The 23,203-nt window shown below is 55.1% G+C and carries 23 protein-coding genes; 12 read left to right on the forward strand and 11 right to left on the reverse strand.

All coding sequences use genetic code 11. The features are described from left to right. Positions 1–44: 44 nt before the first annotated feature. Positions 45–917, reverse strand: coding sequence for a presqualene diphosphate synthase HpnD (gene hpnD, locus Q3O12_RS06990; protein WP_301669838.1), 873 nt, complete (start codon positions 915–917; stop codon positions 45–47). Positions 918–1,087: 170 nt separating this feature from the next. Here hpnD and hscA point away from each other — a divergent pair, with 170 nt between their 5' ends. From hscA to fdx, 4 genes are all read left to right on the forward strand, one after another. Continuing rightward, positions 1,088–2,950, forward strand: a complete 1,863-nt coding sequence (hscA, locus tag Q3O12_RS06995; RefSeq protein WP_301669839.1) for a Fe-S protein assembly chaperone HscA — start codon at positions 1,088–1,090, stop codon at positions 2,948–2,950. Between the two features lie 76 nt (positions 2,951–3,026). Then, positions 3,027–3,683, forward strand: a complete 657-nt coding sequence (locus Q3O12_RS07000; RefSeq protein ID WP_301669880.1) for a GIY-YIG nuclease family protein — start codon at positions 3,027–3,029, stop codon at positions 3,681–3,683. Positions 3,684–3,718: 35 nt separating this feature from the next. After that, positions 3,719–4,480, forward strand: coding sequence for a DUF2314 domain-containing protein (locus Q3O12_RS07005; RefSeq protein WP_301669840.1), 762 nt, complete (start codon positions 3,719–3,721; stop codon positions 4,478–4,480). A gap of 55 nt (positions 4,481–4,535) precedes the next feature. After that, the gene (gene fdx, locus Q3O12_RS07010) at positions 4,536–4,877 is read left to right on the forward strand and encodes an ISC system 2Fe-2S type ferredoxin (protein ID WP_002219289.1); all 342 of its coding nucleotides are present in this window, start codon (positions 4,536–4,538) and stop codon (positions 4,875–4,877) included. Positions 4,878–5,060: 183 nt separating this feature from the next. Here fdx and Q3O12_RS07015 read toward each other — a convergent pair whose 3' ends face one another. Continuing rightward, positions 5,061–5,648 (reverse strand): amino acid permease, encoded by a 588-nt coding sequence (locus tag Q3O12_RS07015; RefSeq protein ID WP_301669841.1) that lies wholly within the window; start codon positions 5,646–5,648, stop codon positions 5,061–5,063. 197 nt (positions 5,649–5,845) lie between these two features. On the opposite strand from Q3O12_RS07015, the gene iscX reads away from it, so the two are divergent. Next, positions 5,846–6,043: a Fe-S cluster assembly protein IscX gene (gene iscX, locus Q3O12_RS07020; protein ID WP_002248850.1), complete on the forward strand. Its 198-nt coding sequence runs from the start codon at positions 5,846–5,848 to the stop codon at positions 6,041–6,043. Positions 6,044–6,110: 67 nt separating this feature from the next. Here the strand turns inward: iscX and Q3O12_RS07025 are convergent, their stop codons facing one another. Then, the gene (locus tag Q3O12_RS07025; RefSeq protein ID WP_014582432.1) at positions 6,111–6,512 is read right to left on the reverse strand and encodes an RNA-binding S4 domain-containing protein; all 402 of its coding nucleotides are present in this window, start codon (positions 6,510–6,512) and stop codon (positions 6,111–6,113) included. Positions 6,513–6,723: 211 nt separating this feature from the next. Here Q3O12_RS07025 and Q3O12_RS07030 point away from each other — a divergent pair, with 211 nt between their 5' ends. The 7 genes from Q3O12_RS07030 (at position 6,724) to bioB (ending at position 13,139) form a co-directional block, all read left to right on the forward strand. After that, on the forward strand, positions 6,724–7,683 hold the full coding sequence (locus tag Q3O12_RS07030) for an acetyl-CoA carboxylase carboxyltransferase subunit alpha (RefSeq protein ID WP_301669842.1): 960 nt from the start codon (positions 6,724–6,726) through the stop codon (positions 7,681–7,683). Between the two features lie 67 nt (positions 7,684–7,750). Continuing rightward, the gene (gene tilS / locus Q3O12_RS07035) at positions 7,751–9,061 is read left to right on the forward strand and encodes a tRNA lysidine(34) synthetase TilS (protein ID WP_301669843.1); all 1,311 of its coding nucleotides are present in this window, start codon (positions 7,751–7,753) and stop codon (positions 9,059–9,061) included. Positions 9,062–9,134: 73 nt separating this feature from the next. Then, positions 9,135–9,920, forward strand: a complete 786-nt coding sequence (locus Q3O12_RS07040) for a TrmH family RNA methyltransferase (protein ID WP_301669844.1) — start codon at positions 9,135–9,137, stop codon at positions 9,918–9,920. Positions 9,921–9,929: 9 nt separating this feature from the next. Further along, on the forward strand, positions 9,930–10,127 hold the full coding sequence (locus Q3O12_RS07045) for a hypothetical protein (protein ID WP_107819251.1): 198 nt from the start codon (positions 9,930–9,932) through the stop codon (positions 10,125–10,127). A 12-nt stretch (positions 10,128–10,139) separates the two neighbouring features. Continuing rightward, positions 10,140–10,442, forward strand: a complete 303-nt coding sequence (locus tag Q3O12_RS07050; RefSeq protein ID WP_301669845.1) for a DUF4124 domain-containing protein — start codon at positions 10,140–10,142, stop codon at positions 10,440–10,442. Between the two features lie 61 nt (positions 10,443–10,503). Next, positions 10,504–11,880, forward strand: coding sequence for a UDP-N-acetylmuramate:L-alanyl-gamma-D-glutamyl-meso-diaminopimelate ligase (gene mpl / locus Q3O12_RS07055; RefSeq protein WP_301669846.1), 1,377 nt, complete (start codon positions 10,504–10,506; stop codon positions 11,878–11,880). Between the two features lie 206 nt (positions 11,881–12,086). Then, positions 12,087–13,139, forward strand: coding sequence for a biotin synthase BioB (bioB, locus tag Q3O12_RS07060; protein WP_301669847.1), 1,053 nt, complete (start codon positions 12,087–12,089; stop codon positions 13,137–13,139). On the opposite strand, the gene Q3O12_RS07065 is transcribed toward bioB, so the two are convergent. The 8 genes from Q3O12_RS07065 to Q3O12_RS07100 all read right to left on the reverse strand — a co-directional run bounded on the left by Q3O12_RS07065 (position 13,123) and on the right by Q3O12_RS07100 (position 23,191). After that, positions 13,123–13,287 (reverse strand): hypothetical protein, encoded by a 165-nt coding sequence (locus tag Q3O12_RS07065; RefSeq protein ID WP_301669848.1) that lies wholly within the window; start codon positions 13,285–13,287, stop codon positions 13,123–13,125. The genes bioB and Q3O12_RS07065 overlap by 17 nt on opposite strands. Continuing rightward, entirely contained in the window at positions 13,253–14,485 is a 1,233-nt protein-coding gene (locus Q3O12_RS07070) for a CapA family protein (RefSeq protein ID WP_301669849.1), read from the reverse strand. Before Q3O12_RS07070 ends, Q3O12_RS07065 begins: the two co-directional genes overlap by 35 nt. Before the next feature lie 47 nt (positions 14,486–14,532). Continuing rightward, the gene (ilvD, locus tag Q3O12_RS07075; protein ID WP_301669850.1) at positions 14,533–16,392 is read right to left on the reverse strand and encodes a dihydroxy-acid dehydratase; all 1,860 of its coding nucleotides are present in this window, start codon (positions 16,390–16,392) and stop codon (positions 14,533–14,535) included. Positions 16,393–16,563: 171 nt separating this feature from the next. Beyond that, on the reverse strand, positions 16,564–18,333 hold the full coding sequence (gene cysI / locus Q3O12_RS07080; RefSeq protein WP_301669851.1) for an assimilatory sulfite reductase (NADPH) hemoprotein subunit: 1,770 nt from the start codon (positions 18,331–18,333) through the stop codon (positions 16,564–16,566). A gap of 26 nt (positions 18,334–18,359) precedes the next feature. Beyond that, entirely contained in the window at positions 18,360–20,174 is a 1,815-nt protein-coding gene (locus tag Q3O12_RS07085; RefSeq protein ID WP_301669852.1) for an assimilatory sulfite reductase (NADPH) flavoprotein subunit, read from the reverse strand. After that, positions 20,171–21,457 carry a sulfate adenylyltransferase subunit 1 gene (locus Q3O12_RS07090; protein WP_115118861.1) on the reverse strand — a complete coding sequence of 429 codons (1,287 nt, stop codon included), beginning with the start codon at positions 21,455–21,457 and terminating at the stop codon, positions 20,171–20,173. Before Q3O12_RS07090 ends, Q3O12_RS07085 begins: the two co-directional genes overlap by 4 nt. Before the next feature lie 38 nt (positions 21,458–21,495). Beyond that, positions 21,496–22,419: a sulfate adenylyltransferase subunit CysD gene (gene cysD, locus Q3O12_RS07095; protein WP_002219272.1), complete on the reverse strand. Its 924-nt coding sequence runs from the start codon at positions 22,417–22,419 to the stop codon at positions 21,496–21,498. 37 nt (positions 22,420–22,456) lie between these two features. Further along, positions 22,457–23,191 (reverse strand): phosphoadenylyl-sulfate reductase, encoded by a 735-nt coding sequence (locus Q3O12_RS07100; protein WP_301669853.1) that lies wholly within the window; start codon positions 23,189–23,191, stop codon positions 22,457–22,459. Between the last annotated feature and the right edge of the window lie 12 nt (positions 23,192–23,203).

A 23,203-nucleotide genomic window follows, 5' to 3' on the forward strand; every position in this document is an offset into this window, starting at 1 on the left:
TCGGGGCGGCGGGGGTTGGGTTTTCCTGAAGGGCGGTATGCGCCTTATGCCCGTTGCGGCGTGCCGGGGCGCGGTTTGAATCCGAATAACCAGGTTTTCAGGGCAATGCGTTTTTTGCGCGGCGAAGGGAGGGCGATTTTGTATTTGAGGACGTTTTGCGCGCCGTCCCGGTCGATTTCGTTCAACAGCGAGTAATAAACCGCCGCCATAACCAGTCCGACTTTTTGGGCTTTTTTGTCGGCATCGGGCAGCAGCGATACGGCTTCGCGGTAGGTTTCGCGGGCGCGTTCGATTTGGAACGCCATCAGTTTGGCGAAATTTTCTGTCGGTCTGCATTGCAAAATCACGCCCGCAGGCACGTCAAACCGCCGCATTTCCTCCATCGGCAAGTAAATCCTGCCGTTGCGCGCGTCTTCGCCGACATCGCGGATGATGTTGGTCAGTTGCAGCGCAAGCCCCATTTTGTCGGCGTATTGCAGTGTTTTGCCGTCTGAAAACCCCAAAATCCGCGCAATCAGGCAGCCGACTACGCCTGCGACGCGGCGGCAGTACAGTTTCAATTCTTCAAAACTGCCGTAACGCGCCCGAACCAAATCCATCTGCATCCCGTCGATTAAGGCTTCCAGTTCATATTTCGGCAGCTTGAAGGTTTCCTTAACTTGCCGTAAAGCCTGATTGACGGGGTGTTCCGGCATCTCGCCGTCGAACACCTTGTCCAAATCGCCGCGCCACCAGTTCAGTGTTGCCTGTGCAACATCTGGGCTGGAACATTCGTCAACCACATCGTCCAATTCGCGGCAAAAGGCATACAGAACCGTTACCGCATCCCGTTTTTCCTGAGTCAGGAAACGGAAGCCCGACAAAAAACTGGAGCGGCTTTCTTCTGCTTTCTGGCGGCAATAGTCGAGTCCTTTCACGATTTATATTCCTAATGATGGGCGGGAAAGGCGGATTTTATCGGTATTTGGCGGCAGAGGGCAATTTCGGCGGCACGGCCCAATCCTTAGCGGTTTGCTCAACTATCGGCGCAAATTCTGTTAAAATGTCGCCTTCCTTCCTTTACACACCGCACCGACAGGCAGAATTTATGGCTCTTTTGCAGATTTCAGAACCGGGTATGTCCGCCGCCCCGCACCGGCACCGTTTGGCGGCAGGCATCGATTTGGGTACGACCAACAGCTTGGTCGCCACCGTCCGCAGCGGCAGTGCAGCCTGCCTGCCCGATGCCGACGGGCGCGTTACCCTGCCTTCCGTCGTCCGCTATTTGGAAAACGGCGACATTGAAGTCGGCAAAACCGCCCTGTCCGCGCAAAAATCCGACCCGCTGAACACCGTCAGCTCCGCCAAACGCCTAATCGGGCGGACGCTTGCCGATCTGCATCAAAATACGCATTACCTGCCTTACCGTTTCGGCGACAATCAACGCGTTATCGAACTGCATACGCGGCAGGGGGTGAAAACGCCTGTCGAAGTGTCGTCTGAAATCCTCAAAACCCTCAAGGCGCGCGCCGAAGAAACCTTGGGCGGCGATTTGGTCGGCGTGGTGATTACCGTCCCCGCCTATTTCGACGATGCGCAACGCCAAGCCACCAAAGATGCCGCGCGTTTGGCGGGCTTGAACGTCTTACGCCTGCTCAACGAACCGACTGCCGCCGCAATCGCCTACGGGCTGGACAATGCCTCGGAAGGCACGTTTGTCGTGTATGACTTGGGCGGCGGCACATTCGACGTATCTGTATTGCAACTGACCAAAGGTTTGTTTGAAGTCAAGGCCACCGGCGGTAACAGTGCGTTGGGCGGCGACGATTTCGACCATCGTTTGTTCTGCTACCTGCTCGAACAAAACGGACTCTCCCAACTCAACGAACAAGACAGCCAACTCCTGCTTTCCCTTGTCCGCGCCGCCAAAGAACAATTGACCACGCAAACCGAAGCACGCATTCAGGCGACGCTTTCAGACGGCATGGCAATCGACACAAGCATCAGTCGCGCCGAGTTCCACAACCTGACGCAGCATTTGGTGATGAAAACGCTCGAGCCAGTCAAACAGGCGTTGAAAGATGCCGGTGTCGGTAAAAATGAAGTCAAAGGCGTGATTATGGTCGGCGGTTCGACCCGTATGTTGCACGTCCAGCAGGCAGTCGCCACCTTTTTCGGACAAACCCCGCTGAACAACCTCAACCCCGACGAAGTCGTCGCGCTCGGCGCAGCCATACAGGCGAACGTCCTCGCAGGTAACAAAGCCGACGGCGAATGGCTGCTGCTGGACGTTACGCCCTTGTCGCTCGGTTTGGAAACCTACGGCGGCTTGGCGGAAAAAATCATCCCGCGCAATTCCACCATCCCCACCGCGCGCGCGCAGGACTTTACCACCTTCAAAGACGGTCAGACCGCGATGACGATACACGTCGTGCAAGGCGAACGCGAACTGGTTGCCGACTGCCGCAGCCTTGCCAAATTCACCCTGCGCGGCATTCCGCCTATGGCGGCGGGTGCGGCGCGTATCCGCGTTACCTTCCAAATCGATGCCGACGGTTTGCTGTCCGTTTCCGCCCAAGAGCAAAGCACCGGCGTACAGGCGCAAATCGAAGTCAAACCCTCCTACGGCTTGGACGACGACACCATCACCCAAATGCTTAAAGACAGTATGAGCAACGCCGCCGAAGATATGGCGGCACGCGCCCGCGCCGAAGCCGTGGTCGAAGCCGAAAGCCTGACCGATGCCGTCAACGCCGCCCTCGAGTTGGACAGCGATTTGCTGGATGCCGAAGAGCTTGCACAAATCCAGCAAGACATCGCCGATTTGCGAGGCCGTCTGAAAGACGGTAAAGCCGAAGACATCCGCACCGCCGTCGCCAAACTCAGCCGCAGCACCGACAACTTCGCCGCCAAACGCATGAACCGCAACATCCAACGTGCGCTGACAGGCCAGAGTGTCGATAATATTTGATACTTAAACGGTTTCAGACGGCATAGATATAACCTGATGCCGTCTGAAGGCTCGAAAACACTTGAAAAACATCGATATGGAAAAGTCAGGCATTGTCTATCTGATGAAGACTGTCATCAAGGGCGTGTATAAAATCGGCATTTCGGACGTAAGCAATTTTGAAGGCAGAATGCGCCATTTGGAAAACAACGGCTATGCGAACGTTGCCGGATTGGAACGCATCCTCGCCGTCAAAACCGACAATTACAAAGAAAAAGAAAACCTGCTCCATGAAATTTTCAGTAAAAGCAGGATAGGCGATACTGAATTGTTCGCCGTGGACGAAAACCTTGTGAAACGTTTGTTTTTATCGCTTCGCGGCGAAATCGTGTTTCCGAAAAACGAAACGGCGGAATCGGAATTTGAAAAAAGCGTCCACGAACGCAGGCAGGAAGGGAATGCCGGGTCCGGCCGCAAACAACTGCTTGATTTGGTACGGCGCGGACACCGTGAATATCCTTACGCGCTGCCCCGGCTTTTGGCGGGCGCGGCATCCTACAAGCCGAAAAAATCGAAAATCCGCCTTTTTAAAGAAGCATATTTCGGCAAAAGCGGCACGAGGCTGACGGACGAAATTGCAGACGGCATCCATATTTACACCTGTTTTTCGCGGGCGGATTTGGAAAAAGCCTATTCCGAATATTTGGAACTTTTCAAATCCGAATCGGATGCCGAAGGCAGAAAACCACGGTAAGGTGCAAACAGATACCGTACACGTTGAGGAGCAGTATGATGGGCGATTCCGTCATTTATTATGTAGAACAGGCAGACGAACCGGTAAACCGTGCCGGCGAACGCGCCCGTAAAACATTCAAATATTTTTGGCGCGAGCTTTTTTGGGAACGCCGCCGCATTATTCCCGCCCTGGATTTTGCTATGGTCAAAGCCCCTTTTTTCCAAGACGGCGAAGACGGCGAAATTTGCGAACATATGTGGATCGACGATATTTATTTTGACGGTCTTTACATTTATGGTGTGCTGAATAACGAACCCGGCGAACTGACCAATGTCGAACAAGGCGAAAGCGTTTGCATTCCGGTTGGCGACATCAGCGACTGGATGTTCGTGTGCAACGGCATCCCCTACGGCGGCTTTACCGTACAGGCAATGCGCGGGCAGATGACGGAAGAAGAGCGCGCAGAACACGATGCCGCATGGGGAATCGATTTCGGCGATCCCGAGCAGATATTGCTGGTGTATGAAGAAAAAGAACACCCCGAAAATCTGGAAGAGCATCCGATGTGCCGGAACTGTATTGACGATTTTCGGCAACAGTTGTCCCAAAATCCGGATTTTCTGCATGAGCAGGACGAAGACGGCTATACGCCGCTTCATCATGAAGCCATCGCAGGAAATGCACTTATGGTTCAAGCCATGCTTGAATACGGCGCAAATCCTGCCTCAAAGACATCGGAAGGCTATACCGCCCTCGATTTTGCCCGCCTGACGGGCTGGCAAAATGTTGCCGACCTGCTCGAACCGCGACATTAGGCAGACAGTTTTCCGAAAAACGGACACAACCACTTTTTACAGAAAGACAATAAAAATGCCCAAAATCACCGTACTTCCACACACGACATTATGCCCCGAAGGAGCGGTTATCGAAGACGCGCCCGAAGGCAAAACCGTCCTTGATGTGCTGCTCGACCACGACATCGAAGTCGATCATGCCTGCGAAAAATCCTGCGCCTGCACCACCTGCCACGTCATCATCCGCAAAGGTTTCGACAGTTTGGAAGAGCCGACCGAATTGGAAGAAGACCTGCTCGATCAGGCTTGGGGCTTGGAAGCCGATTCGCGCCTGAGTTGTCAGGCGGTTGTCGCCGGCGAGGATTTGATTGTGGAAATTCCCAAATACACCATCAACCACGCGCGCGAAGAACACTGAAAACAGGCCGTCTGAAGCCGGCGCGCTTCAGACGGCATTGTTGCGCGTATAAGGCGCAATCGCCCGAAAACAGGCGTTCGTACAGGCGGAACTTTCGATTCTATATTGATTTTTATCGGTTTTCTGACGGAGCGGGCAGGTGCGGCATCCGAGACGGATTACTCGGATGCGATGCACGGGTATTTACCGGTTTTGCAGCCGGAAAAACCGTCGGCGGGTTACTTTCAGGGCGGCGGTCGGGCGGTATGCCGGATAGCGTTCCACTTTCGCTTCTATATTGATTTTGATTGGTTTTCTGACGGAACAGCCCGATGCGGCATCCGAGACGGCTTGCGTTTCTTCCTGTCTGCCTGCCGGATTTTCCCATCCTTGCGCGAAACCGAAAGAGGCGGCGGCGCGGCGGACAAGGTCGAGATAGCGTCCTTCAAGCTCGGGGCAGGCGGCGGACACGCTTTCTGCCGTAACCGTGAAGCCGCCGCCCGACCCGGAAAGGCGTTCCGCAATCTGCGTGTAGATGCGCCAACGCCGGGCGCGCAACATTGCCGCATCGCAACCGGAAGCCGCTTTATCCAAGGCAATCAGACCGCGCCTGTTCCGGTAGTGAAGGCAAACCGTTACTCTGTAGAGGGTATGTTGTCCGTCCAATATTTGATACAGTTTGCGTATCAGCAGAATCAGACGGTCAAACTCCTCCATCTCCGACAGGGAGTCGGGATGGTCGGAAGCGGTATAAACCAGTTTGGACAATTTTGCGACCAACGGATTGTTCATCAATCTTCCTTGTCGGTTGAAACCCCGCTCTTCGGGGCGGTAGAATCAGATTTGTTTGGGAGGGGCAACTCCTCCCAGATTAGGACACATAGGGTGGTGTCCGGCGAGTTGAAACATTCAGCCATCCTCAAAGGGCGGCAGTTTTGCCGAAACATATTCTACACGGCTTCAATGCCGGACGATAAAAGGAAATTCATATGAAATGGACCGACACCCGGCGCATCGCCGAAGAACTCTACGACCTGCACGGCGAAACCATCGATCCAAAAACCGTGCGCTTTACCCAACTGCGCGACCTGATTATGGCATTGCCCGAATTTGACGACGATCCCGCCCGTTGCGGCGAACGCATCCTCGAGGCTGTGCAGCAGGCATGGATAGACGAGGCAGAATAAGTTTCGGCAATGCCGTCTGAAATACGGCGGTACGCGGTTCGTACTTCTGTTTGCAGCGGGAACGGTTTTACCAGTCTCCTTTTTTCAGCCTGTCCAGTTGGCGGCGGTCGCGCTTGGTCGGTCTGCCGTCGGGATAGGCGGAAGTGATGCGGCTGAATTGGTCGAGCTGTTTGCGCTCTTCCCTCAATGCTGCCGTTTTCGCGTCTTCTTCATACAGAAGCCGCGCCTCCGATGCCGGGCGGCGTTGGTGGTTCAAACCTTTAACCTTGATTTTATAGGGAAGGGAATTGAGCGTCAGGTCGATAATATCGCCGATGTCTATGGTTTTACTGTTTTTGACCTTCGAGCCGTTTACTTGAACCCTACCCAGTTCGATGTGCTTTTGCGCAAGTGAACGGGTTTTAAAAAAACGTGCCGCCCAAAGCCATTTGTCCAGCCTCATGGCGGAAGAATCGTGCTTGTCTTTCATACGATTTTGTTTGAAATAATTGAATTTGTTTCGAGTTTAGCATAAGATACGCCGCCTTATAACTAGTATATATGCACTAATCCTCTGTTTCCCATGCTGTCCGAACACAAAAAGAGGGTATGGAAAAGCCGTTTTGGACAATAAATTAACTGCGGAATATGCACAAATAGCGTATGATAGCGGCAGAATCTGTTGATGAGAGCTTCATTTTATGAAACCTGTTTTTTTGGATTTTGAACAACCCATAGCCGAACTGACCAACAAAATCGATGAGCTGCGTTTCGTCCAAGACGAGTCTGCCGTCGATATTTCGGACGAAATACACCGTTTGCAGAAAAAAAGCAACGACCTGACCAAATCGATTTTCAGCAAACTCACACCCGCCCAAATTTCACAGGTTTCCCGGCATCCGCAGCGTCCCTATACTTTGGATTACATTGACGCGCTGTTTACCGATTTTGAAGAGCTGCACGGCGACCGCCACTTTGCCGACGATTATGCGATTGTCGGCGGATTGGCGCGTTTCAACGGACAAAGCGTGATGGTTATCGGGCATCAGAAAGGGCGCGACACCAAAGAAAAAATCCGCCGCAACTTCGGTATGCCCCGTCCCGAAGGCTACCGCAAAGCCTTGCGCCTGATGAAAACGGCGGAAAAATTCGGCTTGCCTGTCATGACCTTTATCGATACGCCGGGCGCGTATCCGGGCATCGGCGCGGAAGAACGCGGGCAGTCGGAAGCCATCGGCAAAAACCTGTACGAACTGACGCGCCTGCGCGTTCCCGTTTTGTGTACCGTCATCGGCGAAGGCGGTTCGGGCGGCGCATTGGCGGTTGCCGTAGGCGATTACGTCAATATGCTGCAATATTCGACCTATTCCGTTATTTCCCCCGAAGGCTGCGCGTCTATTTTGTGGAAAACCGCCGAAAAAGCGGCTGATGCGGCACAGGCTTTGGGCATTACTGCCGACCGCCTGCAAAAGCTGGACTTGGTCGATACCGTCATCAAAGAACCATTGGGCGGCGCGCATCGGGATTTCGGGCAAACCATGAAAAACGTGAAAACCGTTTTGGAAAAACAACTGCACGAAGCGCAAAGTATGCCGCTCGCCGATTTGCTTTCACGCCGTTTCGACCGCATTATGGCTTACGGCAAATTTTCGGAACAATAATTCGGGTAGAACAAGCAGCAAGCAGTTTGTCTGAAACTGCTTGCTTTTTCTTTATCGGGACGGAGCCGTGCTGACTTTAGATGCGTTTGAGCAATGCTTGAAGGATTGTTTTCCTCAAGGTCTGAATGGAAAAAAAACAGCAGTGGCATTAAGCGGCGGATTGGATTCCGTCGTTTTACTGCATCTGCTGGTTTGTGCCGGGAAACGGGCAGGATTTGTGCCGGAGGCATTGCATATCCATCACGGCTTGAGCCCCCGTGCCGACGATTGGGCGGATTTCTGCCAAAACTATTGCGATATGCTCGGGGTGGGGCTGGAAACGGTTAAGGTCTGCGTGGAAAAAAACGGTTTGGGCATTGAGGCGGCGGCAAGGCAGAAGCGTTATGCCGCGTTTGCCGAAAAAGGCTTTGACGTTTTGGCGTTGGCGCACCACAGGGACGATCAAATCGAAACCTTTATGCTGGCGGTCGCGCGCGGCGGCGGTTTGCGCGCTTTGGCGGCTATGCCCGCCGTCCGTCCTTTTGGGGAAAACGGCATCATCTGGCGGCCTTTGCTGCCTTTTTCACGGCAAGATGTGCAGGATTATGCAAAAAAACACGGTTTGCCGAATATCGAGGACGAAAGCAATAGCGATACGGCTTATTTGCGAAACCGCTTCCGACACCGTATTTTGCCCGAACTCTCGGCGCAGATTCCCCATTTCGGGCGGCATGTGCTGAACAATGTCCGCGCTTTGCAGGAAGATTTCGCTTTGCTGGACGAGGTCGTCGTTCAGGACTGCCGTTGGGTCTGTGAGGAAGGCAGTTTCGATACGGTGCGTTGGCAGGCATTTTCCCCGCGCCGGAAAACCCATATTTTGCGGCATTTTCTGAAGGAAAACGGCATCACCGTGCCGAATCAGAATGCCCTTGCCGACATTGCCCGCGTTTTGACGGAGGCGAAGACAGGCCAATGGACGCTGTCCGGTTTTGAGCTGTATCATTATGCGGACAGGCTGTTTGTGTTCCGATTGGAAAAAACGGATAAATTGCGGTTTTTGAAAGACAGGCAGGTAAGCGGAAATTTAAGGGAAATATTGACGGATCAGGGATTTGTTTTAAAACGCCATCCGTTCGGGCTTCCCGGGCATCTTTTGGAACAGGACGGGATTTTGAGGACGGTAGCGGCATCGGATACGTTGGCCGTGGGCGGCATCCATAAAAATGTGAAAAAAATCCTTCAGGGGAAACGGGTTTTGCCTGCCCTGCGCCCAATCTGGCCGCTTGTTGCCGACAGCGGAAACCGTCCATTGGCGTTGGCAAACTGTTGTGCGGATTTTCAAATCTCGGTTTCAGACGGCATTTTGCCCGTCCATCCTGACTTTCCCATTTTATTTTGATAATATCGCAAACAGATTTCGGCGGCGTTCAGTCGGGTATTGTCCGGTTGCATATTTCTAAAAGGCTTGTGAAGTGAAACACATCAGTTCGACCAATAATGAACACATCAGACACCTGCACCGCCTGTTGTCGCAAGGAAAGTTCAGGCGGCAGTATGCCCAAACCGTTTTGGAGGGCGTGCACCTGCTTCAGGTTTTCCTGCAATCCGGCGGAGAGCCGCCCGGGGTATATATTCCCGAGGGCAAAATGTCGTCTGAAGAAGTCCGCAGGCTGAGGGCGGTTGTGCCGGAAGACAGGGTTTTTTCCGTTTCAGACGGCATATTGAAAAAAATCAGCAGTTTGACTTGTGCGGATGATGTGCTTGCGCTGATTGATATTCCGGATGCGGGTGCTTTGCCGGCCGGCGGCGACTGCGTGGTTTTGGACGGCGTGCAAGACCCGGGCAATGTCGGCACGGTGTTGCGGAGCGCGGCGGCGGCAGGAATCGGCGCGGTCGTTTTGGGCAAAGGTTGCGCGGACGCGTGGTCGCCCAAGGTATTACGCGCGGGTATGGGCGCGCATTTTTTGTTGGACATTTATTCGCAGGCGGATTTGGAAATATGGTTGGCGCGCTATGAAGACCGTGTGTTTGCCACCGCGTTGCGTGAGGAAAAGCAGGCGGTTTTGTACGGCGAAGATTTGTGCGGACCGACAGCCTGGGTGTTCGGCAACGAAGGCGCGGGCGTCGGCAAAGCGGTTTTGGACAGGGCGGACAAGTGCGTCAGGATTCCGATGCACGACGCGACCGAGTCTTTAAATGTCGCGATGGCGGCGACAGTCTGCCTGTTCGAGCAGATGCGGCAGCGGTCGGCGTATTGAGGAAAAGAAATGCCGTCTGAAAAAATCTATTACGGCGTATTGATTTTCCTCTGCGCCGTTTCTATGCTGCTGACACCGTTTTTTTATGCGGGTGCTTTGAAGCCCAAGAAGGCGGCATTGCGGAAGGACGGGCAGTGGAAACTCATCTTATTGTCCAATGCCGTGGCGGCGGCGGTTTTGGCTTGGGTGTGGTGGAAATGGTTTTGAAGGAGTCTTGATATGAAAACATCTAAAATTATTGCGGGGCTGATGCTGGCTGCGGCGGTTCAGACGGCATCTGCGGCAGTGTACGAATGCCGTCAAAACGGTAAGGTCAGTTACAGCCAAACTCCGGGAAAACACTGTTCGGGTGTGAATCTGGGGCGGGACCGGGTGTACAGTTCGGTCAGGCCTGCCGTGAAAGACAGGGCGGAAGACGCAGGGACCGGCGATTATTCGGACCCGGTGAGGGATGAAGCCGCCCAAAATCCGAATGGGAATGCACAGAAAGACGGTTCGGATGCCGGCATCAGGCCGCATTGATTGAAGTCGAACCGGCCGTTGCGCTGTCGGGCGGCAAAATTTGAATTGTTGAGGAATTTTGATGAAACACATCCACATTATCGGTATCGGCGGCACGTTTATGGGCGGAGTGGCCGCCATTGCCAAAGAAGCGGGGTTTAAAGTCAGCGGTTGCGATGCGAAGATGTATCCGCCGATGAGTACCCAGCTCGAAGCCTTGGGTATAGGTGTACACGAAGGCTTCGATGCCGCGCAGTTGGACGAATTTAAAGCCGACGTTTACGTTATCGGCAATGTCGCCAAGCGCGGGATGGATGTGGTTGAAGCCATTTTGAACCGAGGTCTGCCTTATATTTCCGGCCCGCAATGGCTGGCTGAAAACGTGCTGCACAGCCGCTGGGTGCTTGCCGTTGCCGGGACGCACGGCAAAACGACCACCGCGTCTATGCTCGTGTGGGTTTTGGAATATGCCGGACTCGCGCCGGGCTTCCTCATCGGCGGCATCCCGGAAAATTTCGGCGTTTCCGCCCGCCTGCCGCAAACGCCGCGCCAAGACCCGGGCAGCCAATCGCCGTTTTTCGTCATCGAAGCCGACGAATACGACACCGCCTTTTTCGACAAACGCTCCAAATTCGTACATTACCGCCCGCGTACCGCCGTGTTGAACAATCTGGAATTCGACCACGCCGACATCTTCGCCGACTTGGGCGCGATACAGACCCAGTTCCACCACCTCGTGCGTACCGTGCCGTCTGAAGGCCTAATCGTCTGCAACGGACGGCAGCAAAGCCTGCAAGACACTTTGGACAAAGGCTGCTGGACGCCGGTGGAAAAATTCGGCACGGAACACGGCTGGCAGGCCGGCGAAGCCAATGCCGACGGCTCGTTCGACGTATTGCTTGACGGCAAAACGGCCGGACGCGTCAAATGGGATTTGATGGGCAGGCACAACCGCATGAACGCGCTTGCCGTCATCGCCGCCGCGCGTCACGCCGGAGTTGATATTCGGACGGCCTGCGAAGCCTTGGGCGCGTTTAAAAACGTCAAACGCCGGATGGAAATCAAAGGTACGGCAAACGGCATCACCGTTTACGACGACTTCGCCCACCATCCGACCGCCATCGAAACCACGATTCAAGGTTTGCGCCAACGCGTCGGCGGCGTGCGCATCCTCGCCGTCCTCGAACCGCGTTCCAACACGATGAAGCTGGGCACGATGAAAGCCGCCCTGCCCGCAAGCCTCAAAGAAGCCGACCAAGTGTTCTGCTACGCCGGGGGCGTGGACTGGGACGTTGCCGAAGCCCTCGCGCCTTTGGGCGGCAGGCTGCACGTCGGCAAGGATTTCGATGCCTTCGTTGCCGAAATTGTGAAAAACGCCCGAACCGGGGACCATATTTTGGTGATGAGCAACGGCGGTTTCGGCGGAATACACGGAAAGCTGCTGGACGCTTTAAAATAGTTTGGGCGATGCCGTCTGAAAGCCCTTCAGACGGCATTTCCCGGCTGCGCGGCACAAAGGCGGAAAAACCGTTTGCCCCGTATTTTCAAACGCGTTACACTTGCCGCCGCTGTTTTCAGCCATTTGATTACCCGCAACCGCCGTCATTGCGCCGGCGGTTTGCCTGTCAGCGTCATTGCGCCGCTGTAAATACGAAAGAACACATTATGACCGTATCCCCCGTCGCCTTGCGCCGTAAGACCGAGCGTAAGCCGCACCCCACCGCGCGCTATTGGAAAAAATGCGATGTCGAGGCACTTTTCGGACTGCCGTTTTTAGAACTCGTCTATCAGGCGGCAGAAGTCCACCGCCAAAATTTCAACCCGCGCGAAATCCAACTTTCCACGCTGTTGTCCATCAAAACTGGCGGCTGTCCCGAAGATTGCGCCTACTGTCCGCAATCGGCGCACCACAACACCAATCTGGGTAAAGAACAGATGATGGATGTGGATGAAATCGTCGAAAAAGCCAAAATCGCCAAATCGCGCGGCGCAAGCCGGTTTTGCATGGGCGCGGCGTGGCGCGGCCCCAAACCCAAAGACGTGGAGACGGTTTCCGCAATCATCAAAGCCGTCAAGGGCTTGGGTATGGAAACCTGCGGCACGTTCGGTATGCTCGAAGAAGGTATGGCGGAAGACTTGAAAGAGGCGGGCTTGGATTATTACAACCACAACCTCGACACCGACCCCGACCGCTACAACGACATCATCCACACCCGCCAACACGAAGACCGAATGGATACTTTGGGCAAAGTCCGCAACGCCGGTTTGAAAGTCTGCTGCGGCGGCATCGTCGGGATGAACGAAACCCGCGCCGAACGTGCCGGGCTGATTGCCAGCCTCGCCAATCTCGACCCGCAGCCCGAAAGCGTACCGATTAATCAGTTGGTTAAAGTGGAAGGCACGCCGCTTGCCGATGCCGAAGATTTGGACTGGACGGAATTTGTCCGCACCATCGCCGTGGCGCGGATTACGATGCCGCAAAGTTATGTCCGCCTCTCGGCAGGGCGCAGCAATATGTCGGAAGCGATGCAGGCGATGTGCTTTATGGCGGGCGCGAACTCGATTTTTTACGGCGACAAGCTGTTGACTACGGGCAACCCGGACGAAGACGGCGACAGAATCCTGATGGAAAAGCTCAACCTGTATCCCTTGCAGTTTGAACCGGAAGGCAGTGCGGGCGGAGCGGAAAAAGCCTCTGGGATTAAAGTGGATTATTGACGATTGCAAAAATGCCGTCTGAAACGCGGATGCCGTCTGAAACTTGAATGCCGTCTGAAACCTGAAAAAAGGCTTTCAGACGGCATTTGTTCGGACGGCATTTCCAATATCTTTTACCGGCGCGTGATGCTGCCGTCGGGCGAGACATCCAGTCCGTTCCCGTTGGGGAAGTCGCTGCGGTTCAGATAAATAATCCGCCCGATAACGGTTTTCTCGGGGTCGATTTTTGGGATTTTATCGCCGACTTGAGTGATGGGGATAATGTTGCCGGAAACGAACCGCCCCTGTTTGTCGGTGATGATTTTAAAAATGGGGGCGATGCCGCTGATGCCGGAGGTGTTGATTGCACCGTAGGTGGCAAAATTGCCGCCGCTGTAGGAGATGAAGCGGTCGCGGTAAAGTTCGACGGCGCGTGTAACGTGCGGCCCCTGCCCGAATACGACATCCGCGCCGGAATCGACGGCAAGCCTTGCAAATTCAACGACGTTGCCCCTGTTTTCCCCATAGAAGATTTCGGTATCGAACGGCAGATGTTCCGCCTGTTTCCCTTCCGCGCCGCCGTGGAACATCACAATGACGATGTCGGCTTTTTGTTTGGTTTTCCGAATCAGTTTTCTAACTTTGGCATAGTCGTTCAGTTTGACGGCGGCAAGGTTGGGGGCAAATGAGACGAAGCCGTATCTTACGCCGTCCTTTTTCAGGATGGCGGTTTCAAACCTGTTTTCGATGCCCGAATATTTGATGTTCAATTCGTCAAGGTTGCCTGCCGTTGCCGTGATGCCTTGCGCGCCGAAGTCGTTGCTGTGGTTGTTGGCGAGGCTGAGGTAGTCGAATCCCGCGTCGGCAAGGTATTGCCCGTATGCGGAGGGCGTGCGGAATGCATAGCATATTTTGGGGTTTGCACATTTTTTCGGCGTACCGCCTTCGTCAAACAGCGTGCCTTCAAGGTTGCCGACGGTAATGTCCGCGTCTTGCAAGACGGATTCGACGTTTTTCAGGATATTGGTATCGGGCAGGTAATCGACCGGATAATTGCTGCCGAGCATAATGTCGCCGACCCCGATGATGGAAACGGTATCGGCTGCCTTTCCGTCAGGCGTATCCTGTCCGTCCGCATCGCCGGTGTTTGAAACGGGCGCGGAGTTTGAACCGTCAATCGGCAGCACGGGGGATTCCGTTCCGGCAGGATGCTCCGCCGGTTTGATTTCGTCGGTTTTCGGTGCGGAAACGGCATAAGGGGCGGCCGGCAGCGGCTCTTTCACATATTCGAGCGCGGTAAAACCGCTGCCGATAATGAGGGCCAAAATTGCGGAAAATACCGCCATCGCCCAGATAAATTTGTCCATCATCAGACCTTTACTGTTCAGACGGCATTTGCCGCACGTTTTGGGGCTTATCTCTCGATTTGCGATACGTCGCGTACTGCGCCTTTGTCGGCGGAAGTCGCCATCGCGCCGTAGGCACGCAGGGCTGCGGAGACGTAGCGGTCGCGGTTTTCCGGTTTCCACGCTTTGCTGCCGCGTGCTTCCATTTCGGCACGGCGTGCGGCAAGCTCTTCATCGGAAATGACAAGGCGGATGCTGCGGTTTGGAATGTCGATTTCAATGGTGTCGCCTTCGTGTACCAAACCGATGGCGCCGCCTTCTGCCGCTTCAGGCGAAGCGTGGCCGATGGACAAGCCTGATGTGCCGCCGGAGAAGCGGCCGTCGGTCAGGAGGGCGCAGGCTTTGCCCAAACCTTTGGATTTCAGGTAAGAAGTCGGGTACAGCATTTCTTGCATGCCCGGACCGCCTTTAGGGCCTTCGTAGCGGATGATGACGATATCGCCTGCCACGATTTGGTTGCCCAAAATGCCTTCTACTGCGTCTTCTTGGCTTTCAAATACGCGGGCGCGGCCGGTAAATTTGAGGATGCTCTCGTCCACGCCTGCGGTTTTTACCACGCAACCGCGCTCGGCGATGTTGCCGAACAATACTGCCAAGCCGCCGTCTTGCGAGTAGGCATGTTCCACATCGCGGATACAGCCTTTTTCGCGGTCGAGGTCGAGGGTTTTCCACATACGGTTTTGCGAGAACGCCTGAGTAGTGCGCACGCCGCCTGGAGCCGCTTTGAAACGCTCGATGGCATGGGTGTTTTCAGGGTTAGTTACGTCCCATTTTTCAATCGCGTCTTTCAGAGTCGGCGCGTGGATGGTGTACACGTCGGTGTGCAGTTTGCCTGCTTTGTCCAATTCTTTCAGGATGGCGAAGATACCGCCTGCGCGGTGTACGTCTTCCATGTAGTAATCGTGGTTGTTTGGCGCGGTTTTACAGATGCAAGGTACAACGCGGCTCAAGCGGTCGATGTCGGCCATTTTGAAATCGACACCGGCTTCGTTGGCAACGGCGAGCAAGTGCAAAATGGTATTGGTAGAGCCGCCCATGGCGATGTCCATGGTCATGGCGTTTTCAAACGCTTTTTTGGTGGCGATGCTGCGCGGCAGCACGGTTTCGTCGTTTTGCTCGTAATAGCGTTTGGTGATTTCGACAATCATGCGGCCTGCTTCGAGGAACAATTCTTTGCGGCCTGCGTGGGTCGCCAAGTATGAACCGTTGCCCGGCAGGGAAAGGCCGAGTGCTTCGGTCAGGCAGTTCATCGAGTTTGCCGTAAACATACCCGAACACGAACCGCAGGTCGGGCAGGCGTTTTGCTCGACTTCTTCGACTTGTTTGTCGCTGATATTGTCGTCTGCCGATTCGATCATGGCATCAATCAAGTCCAAACGGCGTTCAGGCTGAATATTGGCTACGCCGATAACTTTACCGGCTTCCATCGGGCCGCCGGAAACGAAGATAGTCGGAATGTTCAGGCGCATGGCGGCAATCAGCATGCCCGGGGTGATTTTGTCGCAGTTGGAAATGCACACCAGTGCGTCGGCGCAGTGGGCGTTGACCATGTATTCGATGGAGTCGGCAATCAAATCGCGGCTGGGCAGGGAATACAGCATACCGCTGTGTCCCATAGCGATGCCGTCGTCGATGGCGATGGTGTTGAATTCTTTGGCGATGGCGCCGGCTTTTTCGATTTCGCGGGCAACCAGCTGACCCATATTGTGCAGGTGGACATGACCTGGCACGAATTGGGTGAACGAGTTGGCAACGGCGATAATCGGTTTGCCGAAGTCGGTTTCCATCACGCCGGTGGCGCGCCACAATGCGCGTGCGCCCGCCATATTGCGGCCGTGGGTGGAGGTTTTGGAGCGGTAGTCCGGCATAGTGTGTTTCCTTGTCTGCTATGCCGTCTGAACGGCAAAAGGCGTTCAGACGGCATTTTTGTTGTGTTTTGAAATGAAAAAAAAGATATTTTATACCAAGTATCGGAATTTTGCGGGATTGAAACGGCGTGCGGCAAAAAAGAAAATCCCCGCAGGAATGCGGGGACGGGTTCAGGCGCGGGCAATCGCGACGGCTTTGGATGCGTCCCAAAAATCGACGGGCGCATCCAACACGGGTTTGACGATGCCCGTCCGTATGGCGAAATCGCCGAAACCTTCGCCGATATTGCGTTCTGCCACCCATTTGCCGATCAGGTCGTCTAATTCGGAAAGGATTTCCGGCAGGGTAATGTTTTCTTTGTAGAGGCGGGGGATGCGTACGCCTTCGCGGTCGCCGCCGATGTGGAGGTTGTAGCGTCCGACGGCTTTGCCGACCAGTCCGATTTCCGCCAACATCGCCCGTCCGCAGCCGTTCGGGCAGCCGGTAATGCGGGTAACGATGTAGTCGTCCGACGTGCCGTGTTTCGCCATAATCTTATCCAGCTCGCCGATGAAGTCCGGCAGCACGCGTTCGGCTTCCGCCATTGCCAGCGGGCAGGTCGGAAAGGAAACGCAGGACATCGCATTTTCACGCAGTTTACTGACATCATTGCGGATTAATCCGTATGTTCGGGCAAGTTCTTCGATTTTTGCTTTGTCTGCTTCGGCGACATTTGCCACGATGAGGTTTTGGTTGGCGGTGATGCGGAAATCGCCTTTGTGGATTTTGGCGATTTCCAACACGCCGGTCAGAAGCTGTTTCCCGCCTTCGTCAACCAAACGTCCGCTTTCGATGAAAAGGGTCAAATGCCAGTTGCCGTCTATGCCTTTCACCCAGCCGATACGGTCGCCGCGCCCGGTAAATTTGAACGGTCGTATGGGTTCGAACGGCATACCCATACGGCGTTCGACTTCGGCGCGGAAGTTGTCCAAGCCCATATTTTGAATGGTGTAGCGGGTGCGGGCGTTTTTGCGGTCGCTGCGGTTGCCGAAGTCGCGTTGCGTGGTTACCACTGCTTCGGCGGCCTTCAGCGCGTGTTCCGGAGGCACGAAACCCAGTTCCAGTGAAATGTTCGGATAGGTTTTGGTGTTGCCGTGTTCCATCGAAAGCCCGCCGCCCGCCAAAACATTGAAGCCGGCAAGCCGTCCGTTGCCGTCTGAAACGGCGACAAAATCCAAATCGTTGCCGTAGCAGTCCACATCGTTCAAGGGCGGGATGACGACTGCGGTTTTGAATTTGCGCGGCAGATAGGTTTTGCCCAAAATCGGCTCGTCTTCTTGAAGGAAGTCGTCGGAATTTTGGACTTTTTTGCCGTCCACCCACACATCCAGATAACCGCGCGTGCGCGGCAGCAGGTGTTCGGAAATCTTTTTCGCGTATTCGTAAGCCTGCCGGTGCAGTTCGGACTCGATCGGGTTGGACGTGCAAAGCACGTTGCGGTTCATATCCGCCGCCGTGGCGATGGAATCCAAACCCAGTTTGTGCAAGAGGCGGTGCATCGTCTGCAACTTGGCTTTCGGCACGCCGTGAAATTGGAAGGTTTGCCGGTTGGTCAGCCGGATGGATCGGTAATAACTGTTTTCGCGGGCGAATTTGTCCAATTCTATCCATTGGGACGGTTTGATGATCCCGCCCGGCAGCCGGCAGCGCAAAAGCATAAATTTCAAAGGCTCGAGTTTTGCCTCGGCACGTTCGGCGCGGATGTCGCGGTCGTCCTGCTCATACATACCGTGGAAGCGGATGAGTTGGAAATTGTCGCCCTTGAAGCCGCCCGTGAGCGGGTCTTTCAAATCGTCCAAAATCGTGCCGCGTAAAAAATTGCTTTCGGTTTTCAGACGTTCATTGTCGGATAGCGGTTTTTCTTGCCACGCCAAACCTTTTGTCTTGGCCTGTACGGTCATTTTGTGTTCCTCCCGATTATATTTAATCAATAAACATCACGCTGATAGCGTTTTTCTTCGCGCAGCATATCTAAATATTCTTCTGCGCCCTCTTCGTCCAAATGTCCTGCCCCGATAATCACATCCAGCAAGGCGGCTTCCACGTCTTTTGCCATTTTTGCCGCATCGCCGCACACATAGATATGCGCGCCTTCCTGCAGCCATTGCCAAAGCCCTTCCGCCTGTTCGCGGATTTTGTCCTGCACATAGATTTTTTCTTCCTGATCGCGTGACCAGGCGAAATCGTACCTGTGCAGGAAGCCGTCTTTGGCAAACTGCTGCCATTCGGTCTGATAGAGGAAGTCGGCGGCAAAATGCGGATTGCCGAAAAACAGCCAGTTTTTGCCTGCTGCATTTTCTGCGGCACGTTGTTGGACGAAAGCGCGGAACGGTGCGACGCCGGTGCCCGAGCCGATCATCACAATCGGCTTGCGGCTGTCTTCGGGCAGCCTGAAGCCGTCGTTGCGTTCCACAAACACGCGCACCGTGCCGTCCTCTTCCAGCCGGTCGGCAAGGAAACCCGATGCGCCGCCCGCCCTGGCGCGCCCTTCGTGTTCAAAACGCACCGCGCCGACGGTCAGGTGCACTTCGTCCCCCACTTCCGCCTGCGACGAGGAAATCGAATACAGGCGCGGCGCAAGCGGGCGAAGCAGGCCGGCGAATTGTTCCGCCGTCAGTTTTGCAGGGAAGCGGTGCAGCACATCGGCAATCGGCGTGCTTTGCACAAAGCCTTGCAAAACGGCGTTGTCGGCAGCAATACGGTCGAGTTCGTCATCATCGGCGAACGGGGCATAGCCTTTGACAAAGGCGGGGGTGTTTTGCGTGAGTTCAAAATGGGATAACAGTGCGGAGGCAACCGGCAGGGTTTTTCCGCCCGCCTGTATTTCCGTTGCCGGATCGATGCCGAGCAGGTCTAGGATTTCCCTGACTAGTGCCGGATCGTTGTCAAACCAAACGCCGAGCGCGTCGCCCGGGAGGTAGTGCAAATCCGAACCGCTCAAATCGATTTCGATGTGGCGCACGTCTTTATCGGATTGGCGGGCGGTGATTTTCTGATTGGCCAGCAGGGCGGCGGGAAAGGGGTCTGCCTTGCAGTACCTGCTCTCCGGTACCGTCTGAAGGTCGGCGGGGGGCATTGCCTGTGGCGCGGGTGTTGCCCGGTTTTTTGCGGCTTCTTCTTTTAAGAGTGCGGCGATATTATCTGTCCAGGCGTTTGCGGAGGCGGTAAAGTCCAAATCCGCATCAACGCGTTCGAGCAGCCGTTTTGCGCCCAATTCTTCAAAACGCCGGTCGAAATCTTTACCTGCCTGACAGAAATTCGGATAGGAGCTGTCGCCCAAGCCCAGTACGGCAAATTGGAGTTTGTCCAATTTCGGGGCTTTTTTGCCGTTCAGCAGTTTGTGCAGCACGACGGCTTCTTCCGGCGGTTCGCCTTCGCCCTGGGTGGACGTAACCAGCAGCAGGCGGCGTTCGCCGGCGATGTTTTTCGCCTTGTAGTCTTTCAGTTCGGCGCGCCTGACTTGTATGCCGGCGGCTTTCAGGCTGTCCACCGCTTTGTCGGCAACGGATTTCGCATTGCCGGTTTGCGAGGCGGAAAGGACGGTAACGGAAAAGGGTTCTGCCGCCGGCAATGCCGTCTGAAGCGCGGGCAGCCCTGCGGATGCCCCGTTTCCTGCTTTTGCCCAAGCATAGCCGGACAGCCACGCCCATTGTGCCGCGTCCAGCCCCGACAGGAGCTGCGTGATTTCGGGCGGCATAGGCGGTAATGGCGGATTTGTGTTCTGCATATCGTGTTCACTCATAAAATCATACCTGCCGCAACAGTGCCGTATGTCGCTTCGTCTATCAGGATAAACGAACCGGCGGCGGTGTTTTCCGCATAAGGCGTTGCCGTAACGGGTTTTTGAAGGTTGATGCGGACTTTGGCGATGTCGTTCATCTTCAAGGATTCCGCGCCGGCCTCTTGTTCCAGCGTGCGGACATCCAAAACGCTTTCAATTTCCCCGACTTTTGCCGGCACGGTTTGCGTGCCGTGCTTGAGCAGGTATTTGCGCGCGGTGTTGAGCGGACGTTCGTCAAACCAGCAAAGCGTGGCTTCCAGATGTTTTTGCGGGGCGAGCGGGGAATTTTTATCGACAAAAAGGTCGCCGCGCGAAACATCGATGTCGCGATCCAGCCGGAGGGTTGCCGCCTCTCCGGCAAAAGCCTGCGCCACTTCGCCTTTGGGTGTGATGATTTCAGACACTTCGGCGGTCAGCCCATTCGGTTCGATGCGGACGGTTTGTCCGACGGCGACCGAACCGCGTTCGATGCGCCCCTGATAGCCTCGGAAATCATCGGCCTTGTCGGCATCTTGGCGGACGACCAGTTGCACGGGGAAATAAAAATCGTCGGCGGTGCGGCTGACTTCGTCCGCCCCCGGCAGGTTTTCCAAGATGGCCAGCAGCGGTTCGCCCCGATACCACGGCATATTGCCGCCGGGGTAAACGAGGTTGTCGCCCAAGAGTGCGGACACCGGTACGAAATGCACGTCTTTCAAACCGAGCCGTCCGGCGAGCCGGCGGTATGCCTCCACAATGGCGTTGAATTTGTCTTCGCTGTAATCCAGCAGGTCCATTTTGTTGACCGCCACCACAATATGCGGGCAGTTGAGTTGGCGGAGGATGGCGGAATGGCGTTTGGTCTGCGGCAGAAGCTGCAAGGGCTGCGCGCCGAAATCCAGTTGGGATGCGTCAACCAGTACGACTGCCGCCGAAGCGGTGCTTGCGCCCGTAACCATATTGCGCGTGTATTGTTCGTGCCCCGGCGTGTCGGCGATGATGAATTTCCGTTTCGCCGTGGAAAAATAGCGGTATGCCACATCGATCGTAATGCCCTGTTCGCGTTCGGCTTCCAGTCCGTCGGTCAGGATGGAGAAGTCTATGGCTTCTTTCAAACCTTTGCTTTTGCCGGATTCCAAGGTTTTGATTTGGTCGGACAGCAGGGCTTTGCTGTCGTAGAGTAGTCGTCCGATTAAGGTGCTTTTGCCGTCATCGACGCTGCCGGCGGTAATGAAGCGGAGCGGGGTCTGGTGTTGTGCCGTCATATTTTCTTCCTCATATCTGCTTAAAGGGTTTTTGAAATTTAGAAATAGCCTTCTTTTTTGCGTTTTTCCATTGCCGCCTCGCTTGCCTGATCGTCCAGCCGGGTCGCGCTGCGTTCGGAAATGTCGGCAACCGCTGTTTCTCTGATAATCTCCGTCGGCGTGGACGCGGTGCTTTCTACCGGGCAGGTGCAGCTGATGTCGCCGACGGTGCGGAAGCGGACATCAAGGATTTCGGAGGTTTCAGACGGCATTTTCGGGGTGAGCGGCGTTACGGGGACCAGCAGCCCCCTGCGTCTGACCACTTCGCGCCTGTGGCTGTAATAAATCGGCGGCAGTTCGAGGTTTTCGCGGGCGATGTATTGCCAGATGTCGAGTTCCGTCCAGTTGGAAATCGGGAAGACGCGCATATTTTCGCCTTTGTGCAGCCTGGTGTTGTACAGCGACCACAGCTCGGGGCGTTGCGCCTTCGGATTCCATTGTCCGAACTCGTCGCGGAACGAGAAAATCCGTTCTTTGGCGCGGGCTTTTTCTTCGTCGCGCCGCGCGCCGCCCATCAGCGCGTCAAAGCCGTTTGCCTCGATGGTTTCCAACAGCGTAACCGCCTGCGCCGCATTGCGCGAATCGGTTTCTTTGCGTAAGACCACCGTGCCTTTGGCAATGGAGTCTTCCACGCGCCCCACTATCAGGCGGGCATTGAGTTTTGCCGCCTGCGCGTCGCGGAAGGCAATCACTTCGGGATAATTGTGTCCCGTGTCGATATGCACCAGCGGGAAGGGCAGTTTCACCGGCCGGCTGCCCAGCCGGAAGGCTTTGCAGGCGAGGGCGAGCAGGACCACGGAATCTTTGCCGCCGGAAAAGAGCAGGGCGGGGTTTTCGCATTCCGCCGCTACTTCGCGGATGATGTGGATGGATTCGGATTCCAACCAGTCGAGTTGGGCGTTGTTCGGTTCGGTTTTCGTCATACGATATTCCTTATTTCCTCTGTTTGATCCTTATGAATTATTTGTGCAGCCCGCATTCTTTGCTGTTTTTATCTTCCCACCACCACCGCCCGGCGCGGATGTCTTCGCCGGCCTTGACGGGACGGGTGCAGGGGTCGCAGCCTATGCTGGGAAATCCTTGCCGGTACAAATCGTTGTAAGGCACATTGTTGGCGAGGATGTATGCCCACACGTCGTGTTCCGACCAGTCGAAAATCGGGTTGTATTTGCCGATGCCCCGTCCGGCATCGTATTCGGCAAACGGCAGTTCCGTGCGTGTGGCGGACTGTTCGCGGCGTTGCCCGGTAAGCCAGGCGTCCGCGCCTGCAATGGCGCGGTCGAGCGGTTCGATTTTTCGGATGCGGCAGCATTCGCGGCGCGCTTCAACGCTGTCGTAAAAGGCAAACCTGCCTTTGCTTTCCACATAATGCAGGGCATCTTCCCGTATCGGTTGGAAACGCTTGATTTGCATATGCGGATAAACACGTTCAATCCTATCCAACAGGTTTAAAGTTTCCGCGTGCAGCAGCCCCGTATCCAAGGTAAAAATGCCGATATTGAGGTTTTCGCCGGCGATAAGGTCGGTAATCACCATATCTTCTGCCGCAAGGCTGCTGGCAAACCGTGCATCCCGGTGGCTGCCGGCAATCCGGTGCAGGCGTTGTTTGAGGGTTTCCGTTTTTTCCGCCAAAGCTGTTTCACTGCCATTTTCAATCGGCGGAATTTTCCATAAAGCAGGTTTGAAAATTTTCATTTTGTCCGCCTT

It is taken from the genome of Neisseria benedictiae (genome assembly GCF_958267435.1).
GTDB classification, from domain to species: domain Bacteria; phylum Pseudomonadota; class Gammaproteobacteria; order Burkholderiales; family Neisseriaceae; genus Neisseria; species Neisseria bergeri.

Coding starts and splice junctions, on each gene's coding strand:
- hscA (WP_301669839.1), top strand. CDS start 1,088: ATGGCTCTTTTGCAGATTTCAGAACCGGGTATGTCCGCCGCCCCGCAC.
- Q3O12_RS07000 (WP_301669880.1), top strand. CDS start 3,027: ATGGAAAAGTCAGGCATTGTCTATCTGATGAAGACTGTCATCAAGGGC.
- Q3O12_RS07005 (WP_301669840.1), top strand. CDS start 3,719: ATGATGGGCGATTCCGTCATTTATTATGTAGAACAGGCAGACGAACCG.
- fdx (WP_002219289.1), top strand. CDS start 4,536: ATGCCCAAAATCACCGTACTTCCACACACGACATTATGCCCCGAAGGA.
- Q3O12_RS07015 (WP_301669841.1), bottom strand. CDS start 5,648: ATGAACAATCCGTTGGTCGCAAAATTGTCCAAACTGGTTTATACCGCT.
- iscX (WP_002248850.1), top strand. CDS start 5,846: ATGAAATGGACCGACACCCGGCGCATCGCCGAAGAACTCTACGACCTG.
- Q3O12_RS07025 (WP_014582432.1), bottom strand. CDS start 6,512: ATGAAAGACAAGCACGATTCTTCCGCCATGAGGCTGGACAAATGGCTT.
- Q3O12_RS07030 (WP_301669842.1), top strand. CDS start 6,724: ATGAAACCTGTTTTTTTGGATTTTGAACAACCCATAGCCGAACTGACC.
- Q3O12_RS07045 (WP_107819251.1), top strand. CDS start 9,930: ATGCCGTCTGAAAAAATCTATTACGGCGTATTGATTTTCCTCTGCGCC.
- Q3O12_RS07050 (WP_301669845.1), top strand. CDS start 10,140: ATGAAAACATCTAAAATTATTGCGGGGCTGATGCTGGCTGCGGCGGTT.
- mpl (WP_301669846.1), top strand. CDS start 10,504: ATGAAACACATCCACATTATCGGTATCGGCGGCACGTTTATGGGCGGA.
- bioB (WP_301669847.1), top strand. CDS start 12,087: ATGACCGTATCCCCCGTCGCCTTGCGCCGTAAGACCGAGCGTAAGCCG.
- Q3O12_RS07065 (WP_301669848.1), bottom strand. CDS start 13,287: ATGTCTCGCCCGACGGCAGCATCACGCGCCGGTAAAAGATATTGGAAA.
- Q3O12_RS07070 (WP_301669849.1), bottom strand. CDS start 14,485: ATGGACAAATTTATCTGGGCGATGGCGGTATTTTCCGCAATTTTGGCC.
- ilvD (WP_301669850.1), bottom strand. CDS start 16,392: ATGCCGGACTACCGCTCCAAAACCTCCACCCACGGCCGCAATATGGCG.
- cysI (WP_301669851.1), bottom strand. CDS start 18,333: ATGACCGTACAGGCCAAGACAAAAGGTTTGGCGTGGCAAGAAAAACCG.
- Q3O12_RS07085 (WP_301669852.1), bottom strand. CDS start 20,174: ATGAGTGAACACGATATGCAGAACACAAATCCGCCATTACCGCCTATG.
- Q3O12_RS07090 (WP_115118861.1), bottom strand. CDS start 21,457: ATGACGGCACAACACCAGACCCCGCTCCGCTTCATTACCGCCGGCAGC.
- cysD (WP_002219272.1), bottom strand. CDS start 22,419: ATGACGAAAACCGAACCGAACAACGCCCAACTCGACTGGTTGGAATCC.
- Q3O12_RS07100 (WP_301669853.1), bottom strand. CDS start 23,191: ATGAAAATTTTCAAACCTGCTTTATGGAAAATTCCGCCGATTGAAAAT.